Genomic DNA, 24,588 nt, shown 5'->3' on the forward strand with positions numbered 1-24,588 from the left:
AGGCTCACTGGCCTACATTACTTACACACGAATCCCGCAATCTGGCTATTTTCGCGGGATATCCAATGCTTAACGACTGCAACTAATCCTATTCTGGACACAAGTCTCAGATAGTTCACAGGGACAAATTGTCCACAAGTTCAGGAGTAAAACATGTTAACTACAACCCGGTTCTTGGAAAGCTGGCGTATCGGACTGCGCCGTACCGCAGCAGCGTCGATTGCCGTTCTGGTCGCACTGCCCGCATGGGCGCAGGATCAAAAACCCAACATTCTGGTCATTTGGGGCGATGACATCGGCCAATCCAACATTTCGGCCTACACAATGGGCCTTATGGGATACCAGACCCCCAATATCGACAGGGTCGCCGATGAAGGCATGATCTTCACCGATTATTATGGCGAGCAATCCTGCACAGCTGGCCGCTCATCTTACATCATGGGCCAATCGGTGTTCCGGACTGGACTGTCCAAGGTTGGCTTGCCTGGCGCTAAAGAAGGGATGCAGATCGAAGACCCCACGATTGCAGGGTTGCTTAAGGATCATGGGTACGTGACCGGCCAGTTTGGCAAGAACCACCTGGGCGACAGGGATGAGCACCTGCCGACAAATCACGGATTTGATGAGTTTTTTGGGAATCTCTATCACCTCAATGCCGAAGAAGAACCCGAGCATGAAGATTATCCCGGGGACGCGGTTCTGCCCGACGGGCGCACGTTCCGCGAGGCCTATGGTCCGCGCGGTGTGATCAAGTCCAGCGCAGGCGGCCCCATCGAAGACACCGGTCCACTGACACGCAAACGCATGGAAACGGTGGATCAGGAAACCCTGGAAGCTGCCGTTGAGTTCATTCGTGAGGCCAACCAGAACGGCACACCATTCTATGTCTGGTGGAATGGCACACGGATGCATTTCCGCACCCATGTCGGGGAAGAAATGCGCGAAACAGCCAACGAAATTCTAGGTAGTCCGGCCGATGAATACACGGCGGGCATGATCGAACACGACATTCAGGTCGGCCAACTGCTTGATCTGCTGGACGAACTCGGCATCGCCGACAACACGATCGTTCATTATTCCACCGATAACGGCCCGCATTACAACACATGGCCGGATGCCGCTTCGACACCGTTCTGGGGCGAAAAGAATACCAACTGGGAAGGCGGCTGGCGCGTACCATCCATGGTGCGTTGGCCCGGCAAGATCGAAGCGGGTTCGATCTCGAACGAAATCGTGCATCACATGGACTGGCTGCCCACCTATCTGGCGGTCGCTGGCGACCCCGAAATCAAGGAAAAGCTGAAAGCCGGCTATTCCTCACCTGCCATGGGTCGCGACTACAAAGTGCATCTGGATGGCTACAACATCTTGCCGTTGCTGACCGGTGAGACCACTGAAAGCCCCCGCCGTGAAATCTTTTATTTCACGGATGACGGCGACCTGTCCGCTTTGCGTTTTGACGACTGGAAGCTGATCTTTTTGGAGCAAAAAGCATGGGCCACCCTGCGCGCATGGATGGAACCATTCACGGAGCTGCGCGTGCCGATCATCGTGAATCTGCGCCGCGACCCTTATGAGCGTGGATACCGGACATCCAACACATACTATGACTGGATGATTGACCGGGTGTATTTCCTAGTACCGGCGCAGCAATATGTGGCGAGTTTCCTGAGTACTTTCCAAGAGTTCCCACCACGCCAGAAGGCGGCAAGCTTCAGTCTGGATCAGGTAATGCAGAAATTGGCCACACCGACTTCGAACTAGAAAACAAGACAGGGGCCGCCGTAAAGCGCGGCCCATTTTTCCAGTATCAGAGGCTATTAAATGAGATTTCTCAAACTCACGGCGTTTATAGCCACCGTCCCCTTAGTGGCGTTCGCAGACCCCCTGCCCAGCTGGACCGACTCGGCATCAAAACAGCAGATCATCGACTTTGTTGACGCGGTCAGCGACCCGGCGAATGAACTCTATGTCACTCCCGCCGACCGGATTGCGGTGTTTGACAATGACGGCACGCTCTGGGCTGAACAACCGGTCTATTTTCAGTTCATATTTGCCATGGACCAACTGGCAGAGCTTGCTAAACAAGACCCATCGATCTTATCGACTCCAGCGTTGAAAGCGGCTGCTGAAGGTGATCTGAAAACCATTCTGGAAGGCGGGCACGACGCTCTGATCGAAGTGGTCAACGCATCGCATTCCGGCAGCAGCGTTGAAGTATTTCAGGCGTCGGTGGCCGATTGGCTGGACACTGCACGACATCCCGAGACCGATCTGCCCTACGACCAGATGACCTATCAGCCGATGGTCGAGCTGTTGCGCTATCTGCGGGATGAGGATTTCAAAACTTATATCGTTTCAGGCGGAGGCCTGCATTTCATGCGTGTCTTCGCCGAACAGGCCTATGGCATCCCGCCCGAACAGATTCTGGGCACCTATGGTGAGACCACGTATGACAATGTGGACGGCACGCCTGTAATCAACAAGGCCCCCGGCATCGCCTTCATCGATGATAAAGAAGGCAAACCTATCAATATCGAGCGCACCATCGGCAAGCGCCCCATATTTGCCGGGGGAAACTCGGACGGGGATTTTGCCATGCTTGAATGGACCACCGCAGGCGACGGGCCACGGCTGGGCGTTTTGATCCATCACACTGATGCGGATCGTGAATGGGCCTACGACCGCGAAAGCCCGATTGGACGGCTGGTCGATGGGTTGGACAAAGGCCCGGATATGGGATGGGTCATTGTTGATATGGCCAACGACTGGTCCCGCATCTACACTGGGGCAAACTAAGCAACCCGGATCGCTGCGCCCCGATGTGGACATTACTCGTCTCGTTTTTTCTGTTTTCACTCTATTGCGTAGCGGTCGTCTTTGCAGTTCGCGCTGCGCAGACTGCACGCACACCACAAGGAGCGGTTGGCTGGGTTGTGTTCCTGCTGTCGGCCCCGATGTTTGGCGTGCCGCTGTATCTATTCCTCGGTCACCATCGGTTCAGAGGATACCGGATCGCTCGGCAAGAAAGTGAGCGCGTCGTCGAAGGGATCAAGACCTTTGCCGATTTCTCGAAACCCGACCCTCAGACGATGCGAGTCAATCCTCGCGCGTTTGAAGCGCTGGCCCATTTGCCCGTCTCACGTGGGAATGGAGCCGAGCTGCTGATCGACGGCAAAGCTACGTTTGATGCCATTCTCGACGCCATAGATAAGGCCGAGAATTACGTTCTGATCCAGTTCTACATCGTCCGGGATGATGATCTTGGGCGAAGGGTGCGGGACCGGCTGATCGCCGCGGTCAAGCGTGGCGTACATGTTCGGTTCATGACCGATGCAGTGGGTAGCTATGGCTTGCCGTCCAGCTATTTTGAGACGCTGCGCCAGGCCGGTGTGGATGTTGCAGATCCCCGCGAACAACGCGGGCCCAATTTCCGGTTTCAACTGAACTATCGCAACCACCGAAAAACTGTGATCGTGGACGGCAATGTCGGCTTTATCGGTGGTCACAACATCGGCGTTGAATACTTGGGGCAAAGCCCTCGGTTCGGTCGCTGGCGGGACACGCATATCAAGATGACCGGCCACGTTGTACGGCAACTGCAATTGATTTTTACCGAGGATTGGCACTGGGCGCGCAACGAAGATCTGATCGACCAACTCGATTGGGCTGGAAATGAATCTGATCAGGACATGAATGCGCTGCTGGTGGCAACGGGCCCGGGCGACGAAACAGAAACCGGCGCAATGATGTTCTTTGCGGCCATTTCTGAGGCGAAAGAACGGCTTTGGATCGCCTCGCCCTATTTTGTGCCCGACATCGACATCATGACCGCGCTACAGCACGCGGCGTTGCGTGGTGTGGATGTACGAATACTCGTGCCGGATGTCATCGACCATCGTCTGCCCTGGCTGGCCGCTTTTGCCTATTTCGACGAAATCCGAGACTGTGGCGCCCGGGTGTTTCGCTATACCGACGGCTTCATGCATCAAAAAGCGTTTGTTGTAGACGATACCTTGGCCGCCGTTGGCACCACCAATCTGGACAACCGATCTTTCCGTCTGAACTTTGAGGCGATGGCCCTGTTCTTTGATCGTCGCGCAGCAAACGCAGTGGCTGCGATGCTGGAAACCGATTTTGAAGCAAGTTACGAATTGACCCGCAATTTGCCCCAGCAACCGTTCCACATCCGTTTTGGTGCGCCGCTTGCTCGGTTGTTTGCACCGATCCTCTAGTTCAGGAACCGTTCTTCAAACACCCGCGTCATGAGGGCCACCAGGAACGCGGTCGACAGCCCAAAGGCCAGTAGGCCCGTGACCGATGCAAATGCTCCGAAGATGCGCAGCCCTTCGCCCAAGACGATGTCGCCGTAACCCAGCGTTGTGAACGTCACCAATGAGAAATAGAGGGCCGAATTCCAATCCGGCAGCACATCACCCCACACCCAGACAATCGCCCAGATCCAGACCTGAACCGTATGGGTCAGCACGATAAACACCAGCGCCACGCTGATCGGGCCTGCGGTTGCGAGGATAGTGCTGCGCGTCTCCCATTTCGCAACCAGTTTTCGGATGACCAGAACGCACCATGTCAGCAGCATGATTTCGATCAGAAAACAAATACCCAGATAGAAGCTGCCCCAAATGATTTGTTGCGACAATGTCATGTAAACGGCCTTTGTTCTGATCGCTGAAAACTGTGCAAGCATGGGGGTTTCGCGCGTTGCCGACAACCCCATGCGATGCGTAAGGCTGCGGCGAATAGAACCGATCTCGGCTCTGGACACTGGCGCGCCGCGTTGCACATTGTGACGAGACCAGATGAGAGTTTGCATGTTGCTATCAATTGATCACGTTCGAAAATCCTATCCCGGTGGGCGACCTGTCCTGACTGATGTTTCATTGACGCTGGAACAGGGACAGACCTTGGCGCTGACCGGAGAAAGTGGCAGTGGCAAAAGCACATTATTGCATCTGGTGGCGGCGCTGGATGGGTTTGATGGCGGAGAGATTACTCTGGACGGGCGCGCCATGTCGGCCCTGAATGATGCGGAACGCGCCGAATTGCGTCGCGGCACCCTGTCTCTGGTCTTTCAGCAGTTCAACCTGATCCCGTCGCTGACCGTTGCCCAGAACCTCTCGATCCATGCGCGACTTGCGGGTCGGAACGACCCGGATTGGGTTGTCCACCTGACCGAGCGCCTTGGCCTGAGAGAACTGCAAGACCGCTACCCCGAGAACCTTTCGGGCGGACAGCAGCAGCGGGTTGCCATCGGACGCGCCATGGCGATCCAACCACGATTGCTGCTAGCGGATGAGCCGACGGGCAATCTGGACGAAACAGCAAGTGCGGTGGTGCTGGACCTGATGCTTTCATTGGTTGCCGATACCGGCGCTGCGCTCCTGCTGGTCACCCACTCGAATGACATCGCCAGCCGTCTCGACCGGCGTGCCCACCTGACGGGCGGGCATATCGCATGACACGCGCTGCGGTCCTGGCGCTGGTGTCCCATTGGCGGATGCACCCATTGCAATTGATGACGCTTCTGACGGGTATCGCGCTGGCAACTTGTCTGTGGTCGGCCGTGCAAGCCATCAATGCCGAAGCGCGCGCGAGCTATGAACGCGCCAGCACCCAGCTTGCCATCGGACAATTCGACGAACTGCGCGCCTCCGGTTCCACGATCCCTCTTTCCCGCTACGCCGAGCTCAGGCGCGCAGGTTGGCAAGTGGCGGCCGTCTTAGAAGGCACGCTTCGCATCAAGGGCCGTTCCGTACGTCTGATGGGGGTGGATTTGGTGGCCTACCCTGTCCTGCCCGCGATCACCCAGATCGAGCAAGGCGCGGATGCCCCCGACCCGGCTGATATGCTGACAGCTCCGGGGCGGCTGCTGATGTCACCCGCCCTGACCCCGCTGTTTCAATCTAGTGACGACTTCCCACCGGTGCTTTCCAGCACCGCGCTGCCACCTGATCTGGTGCTCACCGATATTGGAGTGGCCGAGCGTCTTCTGAACCGTCCCGGTCAGATTTCCCGTCTGGTGATCTTGCCCAATCAGCCCCGTGGTGTCCCGTCTCTGTCAGAACTTGCGCCTGAACTTCAACGCATTAGCCCCTCGGCCCAGTTGGATACCGCGCAGCTTACCGACAGCTTTCACCTGAACCTCTCAGCTTTCGGCTTGCTGTCTTTCGCCGTCGGCCTGTTCATCGTTCACGGAACGGTCGGCCTCGCCTTCGCGCAGAGGCGTGGCACTATCCGTACATTAAGGGCGTTGGGCCTTCCCATGCGGGGCCTGATCTGGATCGTTCTGGGTGAATTGCTTCTCTTGGCCCTGATCGGTGGCCTGTTCGGGTTAATCCTGGGGTATTTTCTGGCTGGAGCCTTGTTGCCTGATGTCGCCGCCACGTTGCGCGGCCTCTACGGGGCAACAATCGACGGGCAGATGTCATTACGCCCCCAATGGGTCGCCGCAGGTCTTGCGATGGCAACAGGCGGCACGTTGGCGGCCAGTGGCCACGCTCTTTGGCGACTTTCGCGCATGCCCATCCTCGCAGGGCCGGGCTTACAAGCTTGGCGTGGCAGTAAAGCCTCGGCCCAGATTACAGGCGCATGTGGCCTAGCCTTGCTAGCAGTGGGCTTTATCGCATATTTCACAATCGGCGGACTTATCGCAGGATTTGCCTTGCTTGCCGGGATGCTGACCGGAGCGGCCTTGTTGCTGCCGCTCGCACTGTCAGGGATATTGACCTTGTGCCTGCGCCGGGCCCGCACGCCTGTTGGTCAATGGGTGCTCGCGGACATGCGGGCGCAATTGCCCGGTCTGTCACTTGCGCTGATGGCCTTGCTGCTGGCGCTCGCCGCGAATATCGGCGTCGGCACAATGGTTTCAAGCTTCCGCCTCACCTTTACTGGCTGGCTCGATCAACGGTTGACCTCCGAACTTTACGTGACCGCAGCCGACAATGCACAAGGCGCAGCCCTTATCGATTGGCTCGACCCAAGGGCGTCAGCTGTCCTACCCATTCGCAGCACCGAATTGCCGCACGAGACCGGGCCGTTGTTTCTGTACGGGATTGTTGATCACGATAGCTATCGCAACAACTGGCCACTGATCGCCAAGGGTCCTGACGTCTGGGACAACGTCCTGTATCGCGGCGCCGTACTCATCAACGAGCAACTCGCACGACGCGCGGATCTATGGCCTGGAGATACCATCTCGATCACACCCGAGCACAGCTTGCCGATTGCAGGTGTCTATTCCGATTACGGGAACCCGACAGGTCAGGCCATCGTCGCTATGCCGATGCTAGATCAGATTGCCCCGGATACGGATACACGCCGCTTCGGCATCCGCATCATACCGGATCAGGCCTCGGAGCTGGCACAGGCGTTGCGTGACCAATTTGACCTGCCTCCATCGGCAGTTGTGCAGCAGGCCGCTATGAAAGCGCAATCGATGGCTGTTTTTGAAAAAACTTTCGTCGTCACCTCAGCGCTGAATGTCCTGACACTGGGCGTTGCGGGGTTCGCGATACTCACCAGTTTACTGACATTGTGGACCCAGCGCCTGCCTCAGGTCGCACCGGTCTGGGCGCTGGGTCTAACGCGCGCGCAACTGGCCAAGCTAGAGCTTCTGCGCAGTGTCCTGCTTGCGGTGATGACCGCTTGTCTTGCCCTTCCATTAGGCCTTGTCTTGGCATGGGTGCTGCTGGCCGTGATCAACGTGCAGGCCTTCGGATGGCGCTTGCCCATGTATTTGTTCCCAACTGATTGGCTGAGCTTATTCCTGCTGACTTTGGTTGCCGCCGTGCTCGCAGCGGCCCTACCCGCATTACGACTGCTCCGCCTGCCACCTGCTGCGCTATTGAGGGTTTTTGCCAATGAAACTTAAAGCCTTCATTCTGTTCATCCTCCTTCCAATTACCGGTTGGGCGCAGGGTTATGCCGGTTTGGGCGGCAATGCGGATGGCTTTACGCGTCCTGAACCGGGCTACAGCTTTCAGTTTCCACAAGATCACGGCGCCCATCCGGATTATCGGATTGAATGGTGGTATCTGACGGCAAACCTCAAAGACGCAGAGGGTCGCGACTATGGCATACAATGGACCCTGTTCCGATCGGCCCTGAAACCGTCCGAGGCTGACGGCTGGCAAAACCCACAGATCTGGATGGGCCATGCCGCGCTCACAACGCCAGAAACACACTATTTCGCCGAACGACTCTCTCGCGGCGGTGTTGGACAGGCTGGCGTTACGGCCCAACCGTTTGAGGCATGGATCGATGAATGGCACATGCGCGGCGATGATTTGGAAACCCTGAGCCTGACAGCAAACGGATCAAACTTTGGATATGATCTGACTCTGAAGGCCCAAGGCCCATTGGTGTTTCACGGGGCCGAGGGGTATTCGGTGAAATCCGCCGATGGTCAGGCCAGCTATTACTATTCACAACCCTTCTACTCGGTCGAGGGCACGCTCCACCTGCCCAACGAAGATGTCGAAGTCGCCGGCCAGGGTTGGCTGGATCGCGAATGGTCTTCGCAACCCTTGGCCGAAGATCAAAGCGGCTGGGACTGGTTCTCGCTCAGCTTTGACGACGGTGACAAGCTGATGGCCTTCCGCCTACGCGGGGATCGAGGGGATTTCACGGCGGCTACGTGGATTGAGGCCGATGGGCAAACGACCACCCTACCTGACGGCTCAGTCCTGCTAGAACCCCTTGAAACCGCCCGCGTGGCACAACGTGACGTTCCGATCAAATGGCAGGTGTCGTTGCCGGATCGCGGGATCGATGTTGAAGTCGATGCCATAAGCCCGAAAGCCTGGATGGGAACCCGGTTCGAATACTGGGAAGGCCCAATCACCATCACAGGCAGCCACACAGGGCGCGGATATCTTGAGATGACGGGGTATTGAAGTTGAAATTTCGTGTTCTTTCAAGCTAGCGGATGTCCCCAAACGGGGTCAGAGCTTGCTGTTCAGGGTCATGCAATACCCAGCGCCCACTTATTCAAATTCGAGACCATGTAGAAATCCAGTTCCCACTTCTGGTCATATTCAGAAACACAAGAAACAACACGCCGAGCCGTCCCACACATCATAGTGATATTCCCGAGCTGTTTGCAGGACGTTGCTGGTATTTGATGTCGGAGCTGAAGATCAGTTTCACGACACTGAACCTCGTCGTATTATAACATACTCTGCTATCCTGAGTGCGATAAACACCCGGTCAGGATTGCACATATTTTTAATCGATGGGAGGCGAGGGAATCAGAAAAATCGCTATGTCATAACACGTTAACAAAACACGCAAGGAATAGGCAGAAGACTTGCAATAGCTGTCTGGTCTGAGCGAGGCGCAAGCCAAACATTTTTCCATTTCGCTCATGCGGTTGTGCGGAAAATTGAAAAATTCGATCAAATCCACTAGTGTTCAAAACACGGCAATTTCGCCCGTTTCAACAAAACTATTTTTAACTAATCGAATTCGGGCGTTGCCTGTTACACACACTTATTTGAAAGGAATTGAAAATGGCTAATGGCGTTGAAGTGAGCCGCGAAGAGATCGAAGCCTATTTGAACTCACTCGATCTAGGGCAACCAGAACAGGTAAAAGGTATCGATTTTTGCGATGCGTGGCCTGTGGTACGAGTGGTTCTGGAAAAGATCAAAGAAAAGGCGAACGGTGCAACCAAATTTATCATCAAGTGGATCATTGAATTACTTGATGCCTACTACGAGCAAAAGTGTAGCTAACGCTCTGCCCGCTGCGTTCTAAGCAGCGGGTCCCACCCACAGGTCAATTACAAAGCCGCCATCTCGCGCGACTGGGCATCAGAACTATTAAGAATTGCTGGATGTGACTACTTCAGAGTTCCGCGATTTAGTGGGCAATGGCGCGTTGCCTCAACCAATATCGCACTGGCGGGATCGAGCGCTGGAACGCGCGTGATTAGCACCCATTCTGAATAACGAAACCGACCGTCCAGAAAATGTTATGGAAGTGTGAAATATCTGCATAAACCTAGAATTGTGAAGCCACGGCTTGTCCAGAAATGGCGATATGACTCGTGCATTCAAAGCAAACTCGTTGATGAATCAAAACAGTTCAAAGTAAATGTCCCCCAAAAGAAAAAACAGCGAGCCGGCAACCCTAACTCACTGTTTTTACTTTGGTACCCAAGGCCGGACTCGAACCGGCACGGTATCACTACCGGGGGATTTTGAATCCCCTGCGTCTACCATTCCGCCACTTGGGCCACGAACACTGGATTAGCGCCCTACCGAGAGAAGGTCCAGAGGCAAAAAACAACCACTGCTCTGAATGTTTCATCGAAGGAGGTTGACGGTCAGTCGGGTGCATGGTTTGGCTTGCCGCAGCGGTTACCAGGATACTTATTCTTCATGTTGCGATCCCTTTATGACTGGACCATTCGTCTGGCCGAACATCCTCATTCGCTCTGGGCGCTGGCTGTTGTGGCTTTTGTTGAAAGTTCGTTTTTTCCGATCCCACCCGATGTTTTGATGATTCCCATGATCCTTGCACGTCCGTCGAGGGCCTGGCTGATCGCGACGGTCGCCTTGGTTGCCTCGGTGCTGGGTGGGATATTGGGTTATGCAATTGGGGCATTCTTTTACGAAAGCCTTGGGCAGCCTGTTCTGGAAGCCATGGGCAAAGCTCACGCAATGGAAGAATTCAATACCCGCTTCAATGATTTCGGCTTCTGGGCCGTGCTGGCGGCTGGTGTGACGCCTTTCCCATATAAGGTCATCACCATCATGTCGGGCTGGACCGGGATGCCGATTGGGACGTTCATAGCCACCTCGATCCTGGCGCGCGCCTTGCGCTTCTTTCTTGTGGCCGGGCTGCTGTGGAAATTTGGGGAACCAATCCGTGACTTCATCGAAAAACGGTTGGGTTTGATGTTTACCTTATTCACAATCCTGCTGTTTGGCGGCTTTCTTGTGGTGAAATACTTATGACGCGCAAAAGACTTCTGGTTCTGGTTGCCGCATCCGGCTCGGCCGCGTTGCTACTTGGGGCTTGGGGCTTTCAGTACATCGGTGGGCTCGCGCCGTGCAAAATGTGCATCTGGCAGCGGTATCCTCATGGTGTCGCAGTGATTCTTGGTGCTCTAGCCTTTGCCTTCCCGGGCGTCCGCCCCCTGCCCCTACTAGGCGCTCTGGCGGCGGCCACAACGGCGGGAATAGGGTTTTACCATGCTGGGGTCGAGCAAGGCTGGTGGGAAGGCCCATCGACCTGCACATCTGGTAATATCGGCGGCCTGAGTGCAGAAGAGTTAATGGATCAGATCATGTCCGCCCCGCTCGTGCGTTGCGATGACATCCCGTGGGAGATGTTCGGGATTTCCATGGCGGGCTGGAATGGATTGATTTCGACGGGTCTGGTCCTGATCTGGATAGCAGCTTGGCGCGCGCGCTAGGGTTTATAGCTGATCCAGTTCGGCATCCCAGTAGAGGAAGTCGATCCAGCTTTCGTGCAGATGGTTCGGGGGGAACTTCCGACCGATATTGCGCAAAGCCTCAGCATCCGGCTGACGCGGCGGTTTATTCAGTGACATTCTGGCCTGTCGCAGGGATTTTGAGCCCTTGCGCAGATTGCACGGGCTGCACGCTGCAACGACATTCTGCCAACTTGTGACCCCGCCCGCAGCGCGCGGTACAACATGATCAAAGGTCAGGTTTTCACGGCTGCCGCAGTACTGGCATTTGAATTCGTCCCGCAAAAATAAATTAAAGCGCGTGAAGGCCACGCGCTTTCTGGGTTTTACATAGTCTTTCAGGACAACGACCGAGGGTATTCGGATCTCGGTACTGGGACTGCGGACAACCTCGTCATATTCCGCAACAATATCCACCCTGTCCAGCCAGGCAGCTTTGATCGCCTCCTGCCACGGCCATAAAGACAACGGGTAGTAGGAAAGAGGTCTGTAATCGGCGTTCAAAACCAATGCCGGATGATGCTTGAGCGCACCGGTTTCCCTGACAAATTCGGTCCTGAAGTCTCCGTCCATAACAGAATCGCTCCTCGCTCTGTACTGCCCGTTTGTGACATCAGAGCGGGGAACACCCGCCCCGGCCTTAAGTTAACTATATATCGTGTTAAATCTCTGACAAGTGCCGAGTTCACACAACATCTCGGGTATTGGTTAGGCCGAATACGTAACAGATAAGTGACACTTATCCACAGGTTGCGCAAATGTGGTCTGCAAGCTATGGCGGGGCATGTCCTGGTTCATCCGTTTCAACAAACCTTACGATGTATTGCCGCAGTTCACCGACCGCGCCAATTCTGACTCGCCCCGTAGCACGCTGTCGGAATTCATCGACCTGCCCGGTGTCTATCCTGCGGGACGCTTGGACCGGGATAGCGAGGGTTTGATGCTGCTGACTGATAATGGGCGATTGCAGGCGCAGATATCAGACCCCAAGCACAAGATGCCTAAGACATACTGGGTTCAGGTCGAAGGCGTTCCCGATACAGCGGCACTAAAGGCGTTGCGGGAAGGTGTTGAACTTAAGGATGGTTTGACGCGCCTCGCCAAGGCGCGGCTGATTGACGAACCCGAATGGCTGTGGCCACGCACCCCGCCGATCCGGGTTCGCCAAACGGTGCCCGACAGTTGGGTTGAACTGACGATTAAAGAGGGCCGCAACCGTCAGGTTCGCCGGATGACAGCCGCAGTCGGGCACCCAACTCTGCGCCTGATCCGAGCCCGTGTTGGAGATTGGTCTTTGGACGGCCTTGACCCCGGTCAGTGGGAAAGCCTGCCGATGCCAGCTGTTGACGCAGCACCGTCGCGCAAGCGGGACCGCCGCCCGCGCCGGTGACAAAAACTGCGTGATGTGATAGGCTTAGGGCATGAAGGTCACACCGGATATCCCTGCCCCGTCAGCCATCCTGGAAGCTGCGCTGTATGTCGACGATCTAGATGCGGCCGAGGATTTCTATGGTCAGATATTGGGGCTAGAGAAAATCCAGCGCGTCACCGACCGCCATGTGTTCTATCGGATCGGCGGGTCCGTCCTATTGCTGTTCAATGCCAGCGAAACCGAGAAACCGCCAGGAAACCCCGATCTGCCGGTCCCACCGCATGGGGCGCGCGGTCCCAGCCATGTTTGCCTTGTCCTAACCCGAGATGAAATCACTGTGATGCGCAAACATCTTTTGGACTGGAACATCCCTGTCGATGCCGAGTTCGACTGGCCCAACGGAGCCCGGTCGCTCTATGTACGAGACCCTGCAGGCAATTCGGTCGAATTCTCGGAAGGAAGGCTTTGGGAGTGATCGATCAGCGAAGCGGCTGCTTCTCGCCCCCGATCACACGGTAGATTTCGCTAGAGACAACGCCGACCTCACCAAGTGCCGCCTGAAAAGCAGCCATATGAGGGGTCGCGAAATGGGCCTCAAGCGCGGCCTGATCCTGCCATTCCTCATAGACCCGAAAGCGGGTCGCCTGACCCAGGATTTGACTGAATTCATAGATCAGGCATCCGGGTTCTTTCAGAGTTTCCGCAACCATTTCCTGCGCGGCATCAATGGCTTTCTCGACCGCTGCATCTGAAACTTCGACCACTCCTGTCACGATCAGCATCATGCTCTCCTTAGATCGCCCTGCAAGTCAGAGGCTCAGCTTATCCCGCATGAAGGCCAGCGCAACACTCAAGCCATCCGGAGCAATCCCGTGGCCGGTGCCCTTCATTATATGGGCATAAACCTCTTTGAACCCGGCCGCCTGAAGTGCCTCAGCTGCTTCTGGCAACGATTGCGGCGGTACAACGTCATCAGCATCGCCATGCACCAGCAGGATTGGCATGCGACTTACGGTTTCGTCCGGCAGCAAATCAGGTTCCAGCAAACGTCCCGAGAACGCTACGATCCCCGCCACTGGGTCCTCGCGGCGCGGGGCTACATGTAAGCTCATCATCGTGCCCTGGCTGAAACCGAACAGCACTACCTGCTCTGGCAGGACATCCTCATCCACCATCAGCGCATCAAGGAACGCGTTGAAATCCTCAACTGCCATTTCCATACCCCGTCGGGCTTCCTCCTCGGATGAGCCATCAATCCACGGGATCGGGAACCACTGGAAACCGTTGGGCATACCGATGATCTGTTCAGGCGCGTCCGGAGCTACAAACAACGTATCCGGCAGATGCTCGCCTAACGGATCAGCCAGCCCCAAAAGATCGGCTCCGTTTGCACCATAACCATGCACAAACACCACGACCGAGCGTGTGTCGCCTGAAACCGGCTCTTTCCTGAGCGCGTTCAAAACCCGTGTCATCTGATCCCTTCTCTGTCTTTTGCAACCCGGTAATAGGCCCACAGCACCCGCGCCGCAACCGATCGCCACGGCGACCATGCTTCAGCCATCTGGTGTAACTCTTTGTCTTTTGGTCGTTCTGGCAATTCATAGAGGATGCGTGCAGCTTCCTGTAAGGCCAGATCGCCTGGTGCAATCACATCGGCGCGACCCAGTGAAAACATCGCATAAATCTCGGCGGTCCAGACACCGATTCCCGGTACCTCGGTCAGAATTGCGACCACTTCGTCATCTGGCGCATCACGCAACGCTTTGTAATCGATCCGCGCCTCAGCCAAGGCGCGGGCATAGCGAATTTTCTGACGGCTGAGACCCACAGCGCGCAGATCATCATCAGTGGCCCACATAATCTTGCGCGGACCGGTCAGTTTTGCGTCCTGCAGCCTCTTCCAGATTGCGTTTGCCGAGGCCACGCTGACCTGCTGACTGACAATCGCGCTGAGCAATTGGGCGAACCCGTCAGGCTTGCGCCTGAGTGGCAGGGGTCCGGTTTGCTCCATCGCATAAGCCATCCGGGGGCAGGCCTCAGCCAACCACTCGGCCCCTTCGGTAACGCAGTCCGGTGTTTCGATGATGCGTCCGACGGACATGCGCTCTCCGATAAGTGATCCTTGTCCGCACGTTAGGCGGATGTGCCGCATATGCAACCCGCTTGTGCCAAGTCTCAATCGTAGATAACCATTCGCCCATGACAATGATCGCTGCCACCCCTGACGATAGTCAGGCCAAACGCAACGTTGCCGTTTTGGTGGCAGCACAGGCAATCCTGGGTGCACAGATGCCCATGATGTTCATCGTCGGCGGGCTGGCAGGCCAATCGCTGGCCAGCAACGCTTGCCTTGCGACGCTGCCGATTTCACTGATCGTTCTGGGTTCAATGCTGGCGGCCACGCCGATTTCGGCCATCATGCAACGCTGGGGACGCCGTGCCGGGTTTCTTGTGGGATCAACCGCAGGTGCCGCAGGGGGCGTTATCGGGGCTTACGGCCTTTATCTCGGCTCGTTCCCGATCTTCCTGATCGGCAGCTTCCTGACCGGCATATACATGAGCGCACATGGCTTTTATCGCTTTGCAGCAGCAGACACCGCCTCTGATGCATTTCGGCCCAAGGCGATCTCATACGTCATGGCCGGAGGGCTTGCGGCGGCGATCATCGGCCCTCAGATCGTCAAGCTGACCTCGCAGGCGTATGTGGTCCCGTTTTTGGGCACTTATCTGGCGGTGATCGCGATCAACGTAATCGGCTCAGCCCTGTTCTTCTTTCTCGACATCCCTACTCCGCCGAAACCGACCGAAGATGAACCCAAAGGTCGCACACGGCTGGAGTTGCTGAAAACTCCACGCATCGCAGTAGCGATCATCTGCGCAATGGTTTCCTACGCGCTGATGAACCTTGTAATGACGTCTACACCTTTGGCCGTCGTCGGGTGCGGATATACCGAAGGTGATGCCGCGGATATCGTCACCAGCCACGTACTGGCGATGTACATTCCCAGCTTCTTCACCGGCCACCTGATCGCGCGGGTTGGGGTCGAAAAGATCGTAGCTCTCGGTTTGGCAATCCTTGGCGGCGCAGGCATTGTCGCCCTGCAAGGTGTTGATCTAGGTAACTTTTTCGTCGCCCTAATCCTGCTTGGCATCGGATGGAACTTTGGCTTCATTGGCGCCACCAGCATGTTGGCAGACTCGCATGAAGTGCACGAACGCGGGCGAATGCAGGGCCTGAATGACTTGCTGGTGTTTGGCGGCGTTACCTTTGCCTCGCTTGCCTCTGGCGGATTGATGAACTGCTCGGGCGGCTCAGCGGTCGAGGGTTGGACGGCCGTAAACCTCGCCATGATCCCGCTGCTGACCCTTGCAGGTGGCGCACTGCTATGGTTGGTTCTGAGACCTTCAGACCCCCAGACGGCCTGACCCTACCAACGACCGGTCGCTGCGGTTTTCATCAGCGTAAACCGACGTCGGATTTCACCCTGAGCCAACGCACCTGCGGCCACCCGGTCCGGTCTGGCCAATGCAGTCCGCAACACCCATTCCGTCTGCCACCCCGCATAGAGCGCAGGCCGTGCTTGTGCCGAGACCTCGTTGCGGGCGGACCGCGCTTGCGCCATTCGGTCCAAAGCCTTCTGCGCCAGCGCCCGAACCCCGTCATGGGTTCCGTCCAGCAAAGGAATGCGCCCACGTGCCTCAAGCTCGGGAATTGCGCGCAGCCAATTCGCGATCCCCGCTGCATATCCGAAATCACGCAGAACAGTTTCATCCGCCGAACCCAGAGCCTGCGCCGACACCACCATTAATGTTCCAGCGCTATGGGCAATATAGGCGTCAAAATGCGCCTCATCCTCGAACGGATCACGATAGATATCCCAACGCCTTACGGCCACATATTCATCCAGCAGCGCTGCCAGATGCGGAGAAATCACGCGCGACACAGGTGTGACAACCTCGTGCCGGCGAACAGATGGACCTTCGGCAATCTCTTGCAAGGCATCGCGCCACCATTGCAGCCGCATCTCGGCGATCATGCTCTCTTGCGTCACCCACGGGGCACGGGCCACCTCGACGTTCAGCGCATAAACCGGGAACAAAACTGCCCGTGCCTCAACTGGTGCGGCCATGGCAGCCATAAAGCGATCGGGATCGGCCCGATGAACCAGCGCAGCACAAGCCTTGATGTCGTCGTCGAACTCCACCTTATTCGGCGGCCGCTGACTGCGGGGCGCAATCGCTCACCAGTTTCCACTGAATCGCATCCAGCAGCGCTTCGAACGAGGCATCAATTATGTTCGCGCTCACCCCAACCGTAGACCAGCGCCGCCCTTGCCCGTCTTCGCTGTCAATGATCACGCGCGTGACCGCCTCGGTCCCGCCCTGAGTGATGCGCACCTTGAAGTCGACCAGCCGCATATCCGACAGTATCTGCGAATACTGCCCCAAATCCTTGGCCAGAGCTTTGGCGAGCGCGTTCACCGGACCGCGATCACTACCGCTTTCGTCCAACGACTCACTGACCGACAGCTTCTTCTCACCATCCACTTTCACAACAACAACCGCCTCGGACAGGCTGACCATCTTGTTGTATTTGTTCTTCCGGCGCTCAACGGTCACCTTATAGCGCTTGACCTCAAAGAATTCGGGCAATTGCCCCAGCTCATCCCGCGCCAGCAGCTCAAAACTAGCCTGCGCGGTGTCGTAGGAATACCCCTCGGCCTCGCGCAGTTTTATCCGCTCAAGGATACGTCCCAACGCCGGATCGCCCGCTTCTACGACCAATCCCGCATCGGTCAAACGTTTGCGCAGGTTCGATTGCCCGGCCTGGTTCGACATCGGAATGATGCGCGCATTTCCAACACTTGCCGGATCGATATGCTCATAGGTTGTCGGGTCCTTGAGGATCGCGCTGGCATGCAGCCCGGCCTTATGCGCAAAAGCCGACGCGCCTACATAGGCGCTCTGCTTGCTGGGCACTCGGTTTAGGATATCGTCCAGCATCCGGCTGATGCGCGTCAGCCCGGCCAGCGCCTCGGGCTTCACTCCGATCTCATAGCGCGAGGCATAGGGTTCTTTCAGCATCAGCGTTGGGATCAAAGCGGTCAGGTTGGCATTGCCACAGCGCTCTCCCAACCCATTCAACGTACCTTGAATCTGCCGCGCCCCCGCATCGACTGCAGCCAGCGAGCACGCCACTGCGTTCTCGGTGTCGTTATGCGTATGAATGCCCAGCCGATCCCCCGGCAGACCGGCCGCAATCACCTCGGATACGATCCGCCCGACCTCTGCCGGCAATGCTCCGCCATTGGTGTCACACAGAACCACCCACCTTGCCCCTGCATCGAGCGCAGCGCGGCAGACTTCAACCGCATATTCCGGGTTGTCCTTGTAGCCATCAAAAAAATGCTCGGCATCAAACAGAGCCTCCCGCCCCTGCGCCACGATATGCGCGACCGAGGCGCGAACGTTCTCGGTGTTTTCCTCCAGCGTGATACCAAGTGCGTGGGTCACGTGGTAATCGTGCGATTTCCCAACCAGACAAACGGCTGGTGTTCCCGCGTTCATTACAGCCGCCAGAACGTCATCATTCTCAGCCGACCGGCCCGAGCGTTTGGTCATTCCAAACGCCGTCATACAGGCCGACGTCTCAGGCGCGCTTTCAAAAAACGCACTGTCGGTCGGGTTCGCTCCGGGCCAACCCCCTTCGATGTAATCAATCCCCAGCGAATCCAACGCCTGCGCGATCTGCACCTTCTCGGCTGTCGAGAACTGCACACCCTGAGTTTGCTGCCCGTCGCGCAACGTGGTGTCATAGAGGTAAAGGCGTTCTTTGGTCATCTAGAACTCTCCAATTTTAATTTGAGAGCTGTTAGTGTTGCTTGGACAAATTCTTTCTTAGGCTTCGAACGCCAGGCTGGCGCGATATCTAGCGACTGCGAAACGGAAAAATGGACACCGGCGTTTTCTGCTTCTGCCAGAGCAATATCTAGTTCTTCCTTATCTCCGGAGGCATAGGCAGCTCTAACTCTCTGAAAATATGGAATGGAGTCGAGTTCATCTTTTTCCAGTGACCACGTAGGGCCGCTTGGTCCATCCGTTACTCGAACACCAGCGGCCTTAAACGAATCGCGAATTAAGTCTGCTGTTGTCCAATTCTTTTCCGACCGAGCTCGTGATCTTGCAGCCAGCAAAATGTTAATCAAGTCATCTAAATCAGTCTCGAATTTCGTTACTGAAGCCCAACCACCTAGCTCAGGCGTTAACAAACCAAGCAACTGTGCGCTCGCAAGCAATTGTTCCGCCTTGCCGTAAGAGGCCAAGCTAAACAACTCCGCGATGGCTCCTGCCGTATTCAAATCATCTGCAAGCGCATCGATGACCGCTGGTGCCGCGGTGGCGGCGGGCTCGATGCCCGCTGTCAACGCCCGCCACTTGCGCAATGTTGCCTCGGCTTCGCGCGCCTTCTTCTCGGTCCAGTCCATCGGCTTGCGATAATGGGTCTGCAGGAACACAAATCGGATCACTTCACCCGGCACACCCTGCTCAAGCAGATCATGAACGGTGAAGAAATTGCCCAGCGATTTGGACATTTTCTTGCCCTCGACCTGCAGCATCTCATTATGCATCCAGACACGCGCGAATTCGCCATGCGGGTGGGCACATTTGCTCTGAGCAATCTCGTTCTCGTGGTGCGGGAACATCAGATCGTTGCCGCCACCGTGAATATCAAAGCTCTCGCCCAGCAATTCATAGCTCATGGCCGAGCATTCGATATGCCACCCCGGACGCCCCCGGCCCCATGGGCTGTCCCAGCCGGGCAACTCATCGGTCGACGGCTTCCACAGCACAAAATCCGTCGGGTTCTTCTTGTAAGGCGCGACCTCGACCCGCGCCCCGGCGATCATGTCATCAACCGACCGCCCCGACAGCGCACCATAGTGTTCCTTCCAGCTGTCCACCGCGAACAACACGTGACCCTCGGCAGCATAAGCGTGCCCCTTGGCCATCAGGTCTTCGATCATCGCAATCATCTGCGCGATATACTCTGTGGCGCGCGGCATCGCGTTGGGTTCCAACGCCCCCAGCGCGCCCATGTCGTGCAGATACCAGCCGATGGTTTCGTCCGAACGTTCCTGCACCAACTGTTCCAAAGACCCGTCAGCCCCAGCCTTCTTGCGCGACAATGCGGTGGCGTTGATCTTGTCATCCACGTCGGTGAAATTGCGCACATAGGTCACGTGATCAGCACCGTATACATGCCGCAACAAACGATAGAGCACGTCGAACACAACCACAGGCCGTGCGTTCCCCAGATGCGCCCGATCATAGACCGTCGGACCACAGACATACATCCGCACATTATCGGGATCGATCGGCGCGAAATCCTCTTTCGTCCGTGTCCTTGTGTTGTGCAGTTTGATCGTCGTCATCGGGTCGTGCTCCTGAAACAGCATATACGTCACGCGTTGGCGCGGGCTTAGCAACTTGTCTCAGAGATGAAAACGAAAGAGACCGGCCCGCTTGAGAAATCAGCAGGTAATGCAGCAGATAATGATGCGAGTTTTCCGGTTCATGCGCTTTGCCTAGCACGGGATTGATGCTGAGCCAAGCCTTGAGTTTCAACCTCCACAGAGGCAGTCTGCCCACCATGACCCGTGATTACGTCAATTCCGTATGCGCAGACCTGCCCGGTGCCGAACTTTCGGACCCTTGGGGTGGCGGCCACGACGCATGGAAAGTTGGCGGCAAGATGTTCGCCTGCGTCGGTTCGGTCGGGGATGGTGTATCGGTCAAGACTCCCGACATTGAGACCGCGCAGATGCTGATCGACGCAGGGATTGGCACCAAGGCCCCGTATTTTCACCGCAGCTGGGTTCGCCTGCCGTGGGAAACTGACGCCGACGAGATGCAACATCGCCTGATCACCTCATACGATATCGTCCGTGCATCGCTGACCAAGAAGATACAGGCGAGTTTGCCGCCGCGAAGCTGATTGACAAAATTGCTGTGCTTTGCCCCATTCGGCGTCATAGCCGGTCGGGAGAATCCCTTGAAACTATCGCATCGCATTACGCATCTGACCGAGGGTGGATCAGACGGCTGGGAGGTGTTCATCCGCGCGCGTCGGATGATTGCCGAAGGCCATGCCGTTACCGAGTTGACGATCGGCGAGCATGACATTCGGACCGATCAGTCAATATTGTCGGCCATGGAAAGTTCGGCCCGCAGCGGGCACACAGGATACGCGATGGTTCCGGGCACTGATCTGCTGCGTGATACTGTGGCCGCCCGTGTCCAAATGCGAACAGGTGTAGCGACCACTCGCAACAATGTCATCATAACCCCCGGCGGTCAGGCCGCGTTGTTTGCGGCGCACACCGCGCTTTGCGATCCGGGCGATATCGCGCTCTACCTGGATCCGTATTATGCCACCTACCCCGGCACGATCCGTGGCGTTGGAGCGGAAGCCAAACGCATAGAAACACGCGCCGAAGATTTGTTCCAACCTCGTGCTTCCGATATCGATGGCGCGGCAGGCGGGGCGGTGTCGCTGCTGATAAACTCCCCAAACAATCCAACTGGTGTGGTCTATTCCGCCGAAACACTTTCTGCCATCGCCGAGGTTTGTCAGCGCCGCGATCTATGGCTGATTTCCGATGAGGTCTACGACACGCAAGTTTGGGAGGGTGAACACCTGTCACCGCGCGCCCTACCCGGCATGGCTGAGCGCACTCTGGTCGTGGGTTCAATGTCGAAATCTCATGCCATGACTGGCTCGCGTTGTGGGTGGATCGTTGCTCCGGAGGGCGTGATCGACCACCTGATCAACTTGGCAACACACACAACCTATGGTGTGCCCGGCTTTATACAGGATGCGGCCAACTATGCGCTGAGCGTGGGACAACCTCTCGAAGACAAAATCGCCGCGCCGTTTCGCCGCCGCCGCGCTCTGGCGATTGAAGTGCTGGCTGCGCAGCAGGTCGTCACCTTAATACCGGCGCAAGGCGCGATGTATCTGATGCTGGATATCCGGGCTACGGGTCTTAGCGGCGATGTGTTCGCAAATGCGCTGCTGGACACGCATGCCATCGCTGTGATGCCCGGTGAGAGCTTTGGTTCTGCCGCCGCAGGTCACATCCGCGTGGCCATGACAATCGATGACGAGAAATTCGTCACATCGCTACAGACCCTATGCGAATTTGCCGCTCAATTGGCAGATGGATGACAATCGACCACCGAGTTTCAGAAGCGGAATGTGGTGCGCAAGTTGAACACATTTGCGTCGAGGCTTCGACCAGACTCCGGTATATCATCGAAGTTCTGCCGCAGCGCTTCGCCACTGATTACAAACCGATCGCCAAGCGGATAGGCAACACCGATCCCGTAAACGGCAGCCGTATCACTGTCACCCGACGTACTGGCCCGCGCGGTTCCCAAGACAACATAGCCAAGGGCTGATCCAAAATCGTAGCCGCCGCGCAACTTCAATCGCGACATACTATCAAGGCTTCCTTCGGATTGTCCCAGATCAAGATTCAGGCGGTTATATTCCAACTCACCGCCAAGCACGAAATTTCCAAAATCATAGTCGTATCCGATCAGCGGGCCAAAACTGCCCCCGCTTCCGCCTGCCCCTCCGGACCCATCAACATCTGCATAACCAAAGCTGAAACCAGCGTACGCGCCTGTCCAGTCTTCTGCCACAACCTGCCCTGCACCTGTTATCAGTGCTGCGGCGAGTGCGGCCAGTAATGACTTCATGCAGACCTCCAAACATCCGTTGCCGGTTTGGGCGCATCCCCGAGGCAGCGATCTGCTGATCAGCCAACCCCAGTATTTACTTAAACCTAAGGTACAAATCCAAATAACTACGTGCAGATTAACAGATTCTTACCGCAATTGGAAAAAAACATTTAGTCACGAGGATTTGCGCCCAGTTCATTTTGACTGATGGCCCAATAAAATTAGTCCAAAGTCGCAAACAGAACAGATTTTCCAAAAGTGCATTGAAACAATGGGCGCATCAGACTGAGGAAGTTGATGCATAACGAAGTTTGGAAAATTCGGCTGGTCAGCCGCACCATTGGTGCGGATCGCGGTCGTGCGGCACGAGGACGGCCAGCACTGGTCTAGGTACACTCACCCACAACGTACTTTTTTGACCGGACACACACATGAACGAACAAACGCGAAACTCATCCCGCAGCGGTGGCCGCGCCGCGCGTCGTGCCGCCCGTGCGTCAGCTCTTCCGGAACATCTTCGCCCGATTCGGCCTGGTATGGAGGGCGGAACCCTGAAGGTTCTGACCCAAGCACAGATCGAACGCATCCACGAGGCCGCTCTGACCGCACTGGAAACCATCGGCCTTGCTGATGCGCCACAAAGTGGGATCGACTATCTCGTGGCTGCGGGATGCACCTTGGGCGACGATGGCCGCATCCGCTTTCCGCGCGCATTGGTCGAGGACACAATCGCCAAGGCCAAACGCTCGATCACTCTGCACAGCCGGGACGGCAAATCGGATCTGGAGCTGTCGGGAACGCGTGTCCATTATGGCACCGCAGGCGCAGCGGTCAGCATCGTCGACGTGCATGGGCAGGAATATCGCGACTCGACCCTGCAGGACCTGCATGACGCGACTCGCATCTGTGAACAACTTGAAAACATTCACTTTGTTCAACGCCCCATGGTGTGCCGAGATATCGCCGACAACCTAGAGATGGATCTGAACACGGTCTACGCCACCACCTCAGGCACGTTCAAACACATCGGTACGTCGTTCACAGAGCCCAGCCATGTGGCCCCCGCCATCGAGATGCTGCACATGATCGCGGGCGGAGAGGACAAGTGGCGCGAGCGGCCCTTCATGTCCAACTCCAACTGCTTCGTTGTGCCCCCGATGAAATTCGCCACCGAAAGCTGCGAGGTGATGGAAGAATGCATCAAGGCCGGAATGCCGGTTTTGTTGCTTTCTGCGGGCATGGCAGGAGCTACCGCACCCTCGACCGTTGCCGGAGCGATCACACAAGCCACCGCCGAATGTCTGGCGGGTTTGGTTTATGTAAACGCCGTAAAGCCCGGTGCACCCGCGATTTTTGGCACTTGGCCTTTTGGTCTGGACCTGCGCACCGGTGCTATGTCCATCGGATCGGGTGAACAAGCTCTGCTAACCGCGGGCTGCGCGCAAATGCACCAGTTTTACGATCTGCCCGGTGGTGCCGCAGCTGGTGCATCGGACGCGAAATTGCCCGACATGCAGGCCGGTTGGGAACAAATGTGTTCGAACGTCATGGCTGGGCTGTCAGGCCTGAACATGGTGTATGAAGCCGCAGGCATGCATGCCTCGTTGCTGGGGTTCTGCCACGAGAGCCTGATCCTGAGCGATGACCTGATCGGACAGGCACAGCGCTGTGTGCGCGGAATCGAGGTAACGGACGAGACGCTGGCACTGGACCAGATGGCCGAAGTCTGCATGGGTGGTCCTGGGCATTATCTTGGCACCGATGCGACGCTAGGCCGTATGCAGGCAGATTACGTCTATCCTACCTTTGGTGACCGATCATCTCCGAAGGAATGGGTTGAGCTTGGCAAACCAGATCTGATCGAAAAGGCAGTGAAGCGGAAGGAAGAGATCCTCGCCGTGCCATCCCCGGCCAGATTCGACCCGCTTTTGGACGCGGAAATTCGCGGCAAGTTCAACATTTACTTACCCGCGTAAGCCGCTGAAAAATAAGCGGCCCGGATATT

The 24,588-nt window shown here is 56.6% G+C and carries 24 protein-coding genes and 1 tRNA gene; 15 read left to right on the forward strand and 10 right to left on the reverse strand.

Translation table 11 applies throughout. The features are described 5' to 3' along the window. Nucleotides 1-153: 153 nt before the first annotated feature. From ACRZ9U_RS01780 to cls, 3 genes are read left to right on the forward strand one after another with little or no spacing between them, the layout of a single operon-like run. The gene (locus tag ACRZ9U_RS01780; RefSeq protein WP_255612093.1) at nucleotides 154-1,764 is read left to right on the forward strand and encodes an arylsulfatase; all 1,611 of its coding nucleotides are present in this window, start codon (nucleotides 154-156) and stop codon (nucleotides 1,762-1,764) included. A 60-nt stretch (nucleotides 1,765-1,824) separates the two neighbouring features. After that, nucleotides 1,825-2,799, forward strand: coding sequence for an HAD family hydrolase (locus tag ACRZ9U_RS01785; protein WP_170405881.1), 975 nt, complete (start codon nucleotides 1,825-1,827; stop codon nucleotides 2,797-2,799). 23 nt (nucleotides 2,800-2,822) lie between these two features. Continuing rightward, nucleotides 2,823-4,235, forward strand: a complete 1,413-nt coding sequence (gene cls, locus ACRZ9U_RS01790) for a cardiolipin synthase (protein WP_170405886.1) — start codon at nucleotides 2,823-2,825, stop codon at nucleotides 4,233-4,235. Here the strand turns inward: cls and ACRZ9U_RS01795 are convergent. Further along, nucleotides 4,232-4,834: a potassium channel family protein gene (locus ACRZ9U_RS01795; protein WP_370644421.1), complete on the reverse strand. Its 603-nt coding sequence runs from the start codon at nucleotides 4,832-4,834 to the stop codon at nucleotides 4,232-4,234. The two genes, cls and ACRZ9U_RS01795, sit on opposite strands and share 4 nt — an antisense overlap. Here ACRZ9U_RS01795 and ACRZ9U_RS01800 point away from each other — a divergent pair. From ACRZ9U_RS01800 to ACRZ9U_RS01815, 4 genes are all read left to right on the forward strand, one after another. Then, entirely contained in the window at nucleotides 4,833-5,480 is a 648-nt protein-coding gene (locus ACRZ9U_RS01800; protein WP_170405889.1) for an ABC transporter ATP-binding protein, read from the forward strand. The two genes, ACRZ9U_RS01795 and ACRZ9U_RS01800, sit on opposite strands and share 2 nt — an antisense overlap. Further along, the gene (locus tag ACRZ9U_RS01805) at nucleotides 5,477-7,891 is read left to right on the forward strand and encodes an FtsX-like permease family protein (RefSeq protein ID WP_170405892.1); all 2,415 of its coding nucleotides are present in this window, start codon (nucleotides 5,477-5,479) and stop codon (nucleotides 7,889-7,891) included. Before ACRZ9U_RS01800 ends, ACRZ9U_RS01805 begins: the two co-directional genes overlap by 4 nt. Then, complete coding sequence (locus ACRZ9U_RS01810; protein WP_170405895.1) at nucleotides 7,881-8,915, forward strand: lipocalin-like domain-containing protein; 1,035 nt, start codon at nucleotides 7,881-7,883, stop codon at nucleotides 8,913-8,915. Before ACRZ9U_RS01805 ends, ACRZ9U_RS01810 begins: the two co-directional genes overlap by 11 nt. A 615-nt stretch (nucleotides 8,916-9,530) precedes the next feature. Next, a complete protein-coding gene (locus ACRZ9U_RS01815; RefSeq protein ID WP_170393004.1) occupies nucleotides 9,531-9,755 on the forward strand; it encodes a hypothetical protein in 225 nt (74 codons plus the stop codon). Between the two features lie 417 nt (nucleotides 9,756-10,172). Here the strand turns inward: ACRZ9U_RS01815 and ACRZ9U_RS01820 are convergent. Further along, nucleotides 10,173-10,258 (reverse strand) — tRNA-Leu (locus ACRZ9U_RS01820). A 145-nt stretch (nucleotides 10,259-10,403) separates the two neighbouring features. On the opposite strand from ACRZ9U_RS01820, the gene ACRZ9U_RS01825 reads away from it, so the two are divergent. Both ACRZ9U_RS01825 and ACRZ9U_RS01830 read left to right on the forward strand, forming a co-directional pair. Then, the gene (locus ACRZ9U_RS01825) at nucleotides 10,404-10,982 is read left to right on the forward strand and encodes a YqaA family protein (protein ID WP_170405898.1); all 579 of its coding nucleotides are present in this window, start codon (nucleotides 10,404-10,406) and stop codon (nucleotides 10,980-10,982) included. Continuing rightward, nucleotides 10,979-11,443, forward strand: a complete 465-nt coding sequence (locus ACRZ9U_RS01830; protein WP_170405901.1) for a disulfide bond formation protein B — start codon at nucleotides 10,979-10,981, stop codon at nucleotides 11,441-11,443. Before ACRZ9U_RS01825 ends, ACRZ9U_RS01830 begins: the two co-directional genes overlap by 4 nt. Before the next feature lie 3 nt (nucleotides 11,444-11,446). Here the strand turns inward: ACRZ9U_RS01830 and ACRZ9U_RS01835 are convergent, their stop codons facing one another. Beyond that, a complete protein-coding gene (locus ACRZ9U_RS01835; RefSeq protein ID WP_170405905.1) occupies nucleotides 11,447-12,034 on the reverse strand; it encodes an HNH endonuclease in 588 nt (195 codons plus the stop codon). 211 nt (nucleotides 12,035-12,245) lie between these two features. Here ACRZ9U_RS01835 and ACRZ9U_RS01840 point away from each other — a divergent pair, with 211 nt between their 5' ends. Beyond that, nucleotides 12,246-12,851, forward strand: coding sequence for an rRNA large subunit pseudouridine synthase E (locus tag ACRZ9U_RS01840; RefSeq protein WP_170405907.1), 606 nt, complete (start codon nucleotides 12,246-12,248; stop codon nucleotides 12,849-12,851). Between the two features lie 31 nt (nucleotides 12,852-12,882). Beyond that, nucleotides 12,883-13,308, forward strand: a complete 426-nt coding sequence (locus tag ACRZ9U_RS01845; protein WP_170405910.1) for a VOC family protein — start codon at nucleotides 12,883-12,885, stop codon at nucleotides 13,306-13,308. 4 nt (nucleotides 13,309-13,312) lie between these two features. Here ACRZ9U_RS01845 and ACRZ9U_RS01850 read toward each other — a convergent pair whose 3' ends face one another. The 3 genes from ACRZ9U_RS01850 to ACRZ9U_RS01860 are packed head-to-tail and all read right to left on the reverse strand — an operon-like array spanning nucleotide 13,313 to nucleotide 14,937. Next, nucleotides 13,313-13,615 (reverse strand): putative quinol monooxygenase, encoded by a 303-nt coding sequence (locus ACRZ9U_RS01850; RefSeq protein ID WP_170405913.1) that lies wholly within the window; start codon nucleotides 13,613-13,615, stop codon nucleotides 13,313-13,315. 27 nt (nucleotides 13,616-13,642) lie between these two features. Next, the gene (locus ACRZ9U_RS01855) at nucleotides 13,643-14,308 is read right to left on the reverse strand and encodes an alpha/beta fold hydrolase (RefSeq protein ID WP_170392997.1); all 666 of its coding nucleotides are present in this window, start codon (nucleotides 14,306-14,308) and stop codon (nucleotides 13,643-13,645) included. Next, nucleotides 14,305-14,937, reverse strand: a complete 633-nt coding sequence (locus ACRZ9U_RS01860; RefSeq protein WP_170405916.1) for a DNA-3-methyladenine glycosylase 2 family protein — start codon at nucleotides 14,935-14,937, stop codon at nucleotides 14,305-14,307. The genes ACRZ9U_RS01855 and ACRZ9U_RS01860 overlap by 4 nt, the downstream gene beginning before the upstream one ends. Before the next feature lie 98 nt (nucleotides 14,938-15,035). Here ACRZ9U_RS01860 and ACRZ9U_RS01865 point away from each other — a divergent pair, with 98 nt between their 5' ends. Further along, entirely contained in the window at nucleotides 15,036-16,262 is a 1,227-nt protein-coding gene (locus tag ACRZ9U_RS01865) for an MFS transporter (RefSeq protein WP_170405919.1), read from the forward strand. Nucleotides 16,263-16,264: 2 nt separating this feature from the next. Here the strand turns inward: ACRZ9U_RS01865 and ACRZ9U_RS01870 are convergent, their stop codons facing one another. Genes ACRZ9U_RS01870 through cysS form a run of 3 tightly spaced genes read right to left on the reverse strand, consistent with a single transcriptional unit; the run spans nucleotide 16,265 to nucleotide 20,269 of the window. Beyond that, nucleotides 16,265-17,041, reverse strand: a complete 777-nt coding sequence (locus ACRZ9U_RS01870) for a squalene/phytoene synthase family protein (protein WP_170405922.1) — start codon at nucleotides 17,039-17,041, stop codon at nucleotides 16,265-16,267. Nucleotide 17,042: 1 nt separating this feature from the next. Beyond that, nucleotides 17,043-18,677 (reverse strand): citramalate synthase, encoded by a 1,635-nt coding sequence (gene cimA / locus ACRZ9U_RS01875; RefSeq protein WP_170405926.1) that lies wholly within the window; start codon nucleotides 18,675-18,677, stop codon nucleotides 17,043-17,045. Next, nucleotides 18,674-20,269, reverse strand: coding sequence for a cysteine--tRNA ligase (gene cysS / locus ACRZ9U_RS01880; protein WP_480453707.1), 1,596 nt, complete (start codon nucleotides 20,267-20,269; stop codon nucleotides 18,674-18,676). Before cysS ends, cimA begins: the two co-directional genes overlap by 4 nt. Before the next feature lie 218 nt (nucleotides 20,270-20,487). Here cysS and ACRZ9U_RS01885 point away from each other — a divergent pair, with 218 nt between their 5' ends. Both ACRZ9U_RS01885 and ACRZ9U_RS01890 read left to right on the forward strand, forming a co-directional pair. After that, entirely contained in the window at nucleotides 20,488-20,832 is a 345-nt protein-coding gene (locus ACRZ9U_RS01885; RefSeq protein WP_170405929.1) for an MmcQ/YjbR family DNA-binding protein, read from the forward strand. 57 nt (nucleotides 20,833-20,889) lie between these two features. Continuing rightward, entirely contained in the window at nucleotides 20,890-22,065 is a 1,176-nt protein-coding gene (locus tag ACRZ9U_RS01890; RefSeq protein WP_170405932.1) for a pyridoxal phosphate-dependent aminotransferase, read from the forward strand. Between the two features lie 17 nt (nucleotides 22,066-22,082). Here ACRZ9U_RS01890 and ACRZ9U_RS01895 read toward each other — a convergent pair whose 3' ends face one another. Beyond that, nucleotides 22,083-22,601 (reverse strand): outer membrane protein, encoded by a 519-nt coding sequence (locus ACRZ9U_RS01895; protein WP_170405935.1) that lies wholly within the window; start codon nucleotides 22,599-22,601, stop codon nucleotides 22,083-22,085. 413 nt (nucleotides 22,602-23,014) lie between these two features. On the opposite strand from ACRZ9U_RS01895, the gene ACRZ9U_RS01900 reads away from it, so the two are divergent. Further along, nucleotides 23,015-24,559, forward strand: a complete 1,545-nt coding sequence (locus ACRZ9U_RS01900) for a trimethylamine methyltransferase family protein (RefSeq protein WP_480901243.1) — start codon at nucleotides 23,015-23,017, stop codon at nucleotides 24,557-24,559. Nucleotides 24,560-24,588: the final 29 nt, after the last annotated feature.

This window comes from Ruegeria sp. D7, from assembly GCF_056534355.1.

Excerpts from the sequence above, each read along its gene's own strand:
- ACRZ9U_RS01780 (WP_255612093.1), top strand. The coding sequence starts at position 154 with ATGTTAACTACAACCCGGTTCTTGGAAAGCTGGCGTATCGGACTGCGC.
- ACRZ9U_RS01785 (WP_170405881.1), top strand. The coding sequence starts at position 1,825 with ATGAGATTTCTCAAACTCACGGCGTTTATAGCCACCGTCCCCTTAGTG.
- cls (WP_170405886.1), top strand. The coding sequence starts at position 2,823 with ATGTGGACATTACTCGTCTCGTTTTTTCTGTTTTCACTCTATTGCGTA.
- ACRZ9U_RS01800 (WP_170405889.1), top strand. The coding sequence starts at position 4,833 with ATGTTGCTATCAATTGATCACGTTCGAAAATCCTATCCCGGTGGGCGA.
- ACRZ9U_RS01795 (WP_370644421.1), bottom strand. The coding sequence starts at position 4,834 with ATGCAAACTCTCATCTGGTCTCGTCACAATGTGCAACGCGGCGCGCCA.
- ACRZ9U_RS01805 (WP_170405892.1), top strand. The coding sequence starts at position 5,477 with ATGACACGCGCTGCGGTCCTGGCGCTGGTGTCCCATTGGCGGATGCAC.
- ACRZ9U_RS01810 (WP_170405895.1), top strand. The coding sequence starts at position 7,881 with ATGAAACTTAAAGCCTTCATTCTGTTCATCCTCCTTCCAATTACCGGT.
- ACRZ9U_RS01815 (WP_170393004.1), top strand. The coding sequence starts at position 9,531 with ATGGCTAATGGCGTTGAAGTGAGCCGCGAAGAGATCGAAGCCTATTTG.
- ACRZ9U_RS01825 (WP_170405898.1), top strand. The coding sequence starts at position 10,404 with ATGTTGCGATCCCTTTATGACTGGACCATTCGTCTGGCCGAACATCCT.
- ACRZ9U_RS01830 (WP_170405901.1), top strand. The coding sequence starts at position 10,979 with ATGACGCGCAAAAGACTTCTGGTTCTGGTTGCCGCATCCGGCTCGGCC.
- ACRZ9U_RS01835 (WP_170405905.1), bottom strand. The coding sequence starts at position 12,034 with ATGGACGGAGACTTCAGGACCGAATTTGTCAGGGAAACCGGTGCGCTC.
- ACRZ9U_RS01840 (WP_170405907.1), top strand. The coding sequence starts at position 12,246 with ATGTCCTGGTTCATCCGTTTCAACAAACCTTACGATGTATTGCCGCAG.
- ACRZ9U_RS01845 (WP_170405910.1), top strand. The coding sequence starts at position 12,883 with ATGAAGGTCACACCGGATATCCCTGCCCCGTCAGCCATCCTGGAAGCT.
- ACRZ9U_RS01850 (WP_170405913.1), bottom strand. The coding sequence starts at position 13,615 with ATGCTGATCGTGACAGGAGTGGTCGAAGTTTCAGATGCAGCGGTCGAG.
- ACRZ9U_RS01855 (WP_170392997.1), bottom strand. The coding sequence starts at position 14,308 with ATGACACGGGTTTTGAACGCGCTCAGGAAAGAGCCGGTTTCAGGCGAC.
- ACRZ9U_RS01860 (WP_170405916.1), bottom strand. The coding sequence starts at position 14,937 with ATGTCCGTCGGACGCATCATCGAAACACCGGACTGCGTTACCGAAGGG.
- ACRZ9U_RS01865 (WP_170405919.1), top strand. The coding sequence starts at position 15,036 with ATGACAATGATCGCTGCCACCCCTGACGATAGTCAGGCCAAACGCAAC.
- cimA (WP_170405926.1), bottom strand. The coding sequence starts at position 18,677 with ATGACCAAAGAACGCCTTTACCTCTATGACACCACGTTGCGCGACGGG.
- cysS (WP_480453707.1), bottom strand. The coding sequence starts at position 20,269 with ATGACGACGATCAAACTGCACAACACAAGGACACGGACGAAAGAGGAT.
- ACRZ9U_RS01885 (WP_170405929.1), top strand. The coding sequence starts at position 20,488 with ATGACCCGTGATTACGTCAATTCCGTATGCGCAGACCTGCCCGGTGCC.
- ACRZ9U_RS01895 (WP_170405935.1), bottom strand. The coding sequence starts at position 22,601 with ATGAAGTCATTACTGGCCGCACTCGCCGCAGCACTGATAACAGGTGCA.
- ACRZ9U_RS01900 (WP_480901243.1), top strand. The coding sequence starts at position 23,015 with ATGAACGAACAAACGCGAAACTCATCCCGCAGCGGTGGCCGCGCCGCG.